The organism is Microbacterium sp. (assembly GCF_031178525.1).
Taxonomy (GTDB): Bacteria; Actinomycetota; Actinomycetes; order Actinomycetales; family Microbacteriaceae; genus Microbacterium.
Window position 1 is genome coordinate 1 of the sequence record NZ_JAPSJA010000286.1, and the last position, 2,952, is coordinate 2,952.

Below are 2,952 nucleotides of genomic sequence, written 5' to 3' on the forward strand. Positions count from 1 at the left end.
CGTCGGAATCGGCGGGCACCCGCTGGACGGCGCCCAGCAGCTCCTGCTTCTCGTGCTCGAGGCTGCGCAGGATCAGGCGACGCGCGAGGTCGGTCGCCGAGGCGACGGCGCCCTCCTCGTCCTTCGCAGGGAACGGGGTCATCAGCAGCTCGCCCGCCAGCGAACGGTACGGCTCGCGGACGGCGTTCACGGCATCCGTCACCCATCCGGCTCTGGTGCGGTCGGGAGCGGATGCCACTGCCGCACGGACCGCCTCCAGACCGGGCGTTCGGAACGTGCCCTCCAGCGCCCTGCTGAGGAGCGCCTGATCGAGCTGGTGCCCGTACTGCAGAGCGCCCATCAGGGCGTCGCGCTCCACCGCCACGTCGGCCGTGCGCGGGAGGCCGGCCAGCGTCACGGGCGCGATCCCCTGACCAGCCGCGGGTCCTGGATCGGCCGGGTGCGCCTGGGTGCGCTGCTGCGGTCCGGCGGAGCCGCCGCTGCGCGCCGCGCGCTCCACCTCGGTGCGCACCTCGGTCGGGTCCATGCCGAGCCGGCGGGCGAGCACGCGCTCATAGCCGGGCCGCAGCAGTCGATCCCTGATCTCGGCGACGATCGGCGCGGCGGCGCGCAGCGCCCCCACCCGGCCCTCGACGGTGGACAGATCGAAGCCGGCCAGCCGCCGGTCGATCGCGAACTCGAACATCGGCACCTTGGCGTCCATCAGCGCCCTGACCGCCGCGTCGCCCCGCTGCAGCCGGAGGTCGCACGGGTCCAGTGCGTCCGGCGCCACCGCGACGAAGGTCTGCGCGTTGAACCGGTCGTCCTCGGTGAACGCGCGCAGCGCCGCCTTCTGGCCCGCCTCGTCGCCGTCGAAGGTGAATACCACCTCGCCGGAGGCGTTGTCGTCGCCCATCACACGTCGCAGCACCTTGATGTGCTCGGCGCCGAAGGCCGTCCCGCAGGTCGCGATCGCGGTGGTGATGCCGGCCAGGTGGCAGGCCATCACGTCGGTGTACCCCTCGACGACCACGACCCGGCGCGGGTCGCCGCGGGAGATGTCGCGCTTGGCGAGATCGAGCCCGTAGAGGACCTGCGCCTTCTTGTAGATCGGCGTCTCCGGCGTGTTCAGGTACTTCGGGCCCTGGTCGTCGTCGAAGAGCTTGCGCGCGCCGAAGCCGATCGTCTGGCCGGACACGTCGCGGATGGGCCAGACCAGCCGCCCGCGGAACCGGTCGTACACGCCGCGCTGACCGGTCGAGACGAGCCCGGCGGCGCTGAGCTCGTCCCGGGTGAAGCCCTGCGCGGTGAGCGCCTTCAGCATTCCGTCCCAACCGCGAGGAGCGAAGCCCACGCCGAAATGCGCGGCGGCGCCGGCGTCGAAACCGCGCTCCCCGAGGAATCGCCGACCGGCCTCGGCATCCGGGGTCAGCAGCTGCGCCCGGAAGAACTCCGCCGCGGCCGTGTTGGCCGCGTACAGCCGGCTGCGGCCGCTGGACTCCGGAGCCGCGCCGCCGTCCTCGTAGTGCAGCGCGTAGCCGATGCGCCCGGCGAGTCTCTCGACCGCCTCGGTGAAGCTCACGTGATCCATCTCACGCAGGAACGAGTAGACGTCGCCGGACTCGCCGCAGCCGAAGCAGTGGTAGTAGCCGACCTGCGGGCGGACGTGGAAGCTCGGGCTCTTCTCGTCGTGGAACGGGCACAGGCCCTTGAGCGAGCCGACGCCTGCGGACTTGAGGGCGACGCGCTCGCCGACGATGTCGGCGATGTTGGTGCGCGCCTTGACCTCGTCGACGTCGGCCTGCCGGATCCGCGGCATCAGCGCACCCCTTCGGGGACCGTCCGGGCGTGCACGTGCGGACGAGTGCCTGGGCGCGCGTGCCGGGGCGTCCAGATGCCCACCTCGGCCGGGTCGATGTCCCCGACCAGGCGGCTGTGCCAGTCCAGGGCCGTCTGATCGGTGAGGCTCGCGAGCTGGTCGACCACGACGCGCGCCCGCTCCGCGTCCGTCTCCGCGTCCATGAAGTCGGCGGCGAAGGCGGGCTCCAGCACGTCAGCCCCCGCGGTCCACAGCGCATCTGTCGACCACAGCGCGTCGGCGAGGCGCTTGAGCACGCGTCGCTGCTCCTTGTAGACGCCCTTGCGCGCCTCGATGGTCACGATCGCCTGGCCCATGATGCCCTTCAGCACCGCGATCTCGGCCTCGACGACCCGCGGCACCACGACGTGCGCGTTGTAGCGCGCGAGCGCCGGGCCGCGATAGGTCTCTCTCGTCGCGGCCACAGCGGCGCGCGCGAACCGCCCGATCAGGTCGCTGGTGAGGTTCTTCAGACGAGCGAGGTCGCGCCGAGAGCGGTCGAAGGACTGCAGCCACATCGGCTGGCAGGTCAGCCGGTACAGCGCGTCCGCCAGCTCCTCCCGCGTGAAGTCGTAGCCCACCCACTGCTGGATCCGCCCGACCAGCGCATCATGATCGCTCGGGTCGGACAGCTGGGCGACGTCGAGATAGCCGTTGACGATCGCATCCTCGAAGTCGTGCACCGAGTAGCCGATGTCGTCGGAGAGATCCATGATCTCGGCCTCGATGCAGCGCAGGCGCGCCGGAGCGCCCTCGCGCATCCATCGGAAGACGGCCTCGTCCTCCGGGTAGACGCCGAACTTCAGCCGGCCGCCCGGGTCCGGCACCGGGCTGTCGACCGTCCACGGGTACTTGCACGTCGCATCGAGGCTCGCGCGGGTCAGGTTGAGCCCCACGGAGCGGTCCTGGTCATCGAGAGCCTTCGCCTCGAGACGCGTGAGGATGCGCAGGGACTGCGCGTTGCCCTCGAAACCGCCGATCGGCTCGGCCCACTCGTTGAGCGCTCGCTCGCCGTTGTGCCCGAAGGGCGGATGCCCGAGGTCGTGGCTGAGGCAGGCGGTGTCCACGACGTCGGCGGACACGCCGAGGGCGACGGCCAGCTCCCGGCCGACCTG

General features: G+C 71.7%; 2 protein-coding genes. Both read right to left on the minus strand.

From position 1 onward, the window contains the following. A partial coding sequence (dnaG, locus tag RIF89_RS13250) for a DNA primase (RefSeq protein WP_309069563.1) occupies nucleotides 1–1,798 on the minus strand: 1,798 nt, incomplete at its 3' end. Next, on the minus strand, nucleotides 1,798–2,952 hold a 1,155-nt coding region (locus RIF89_RS13255), incomplete at its 5' end, for a deoxyguanosinetriphosphate triphosphohydrolase (protein ID WP_309069564.1). The genes RIF89_RS13255 and dnaG, both read right to left, overlap by 1 nt.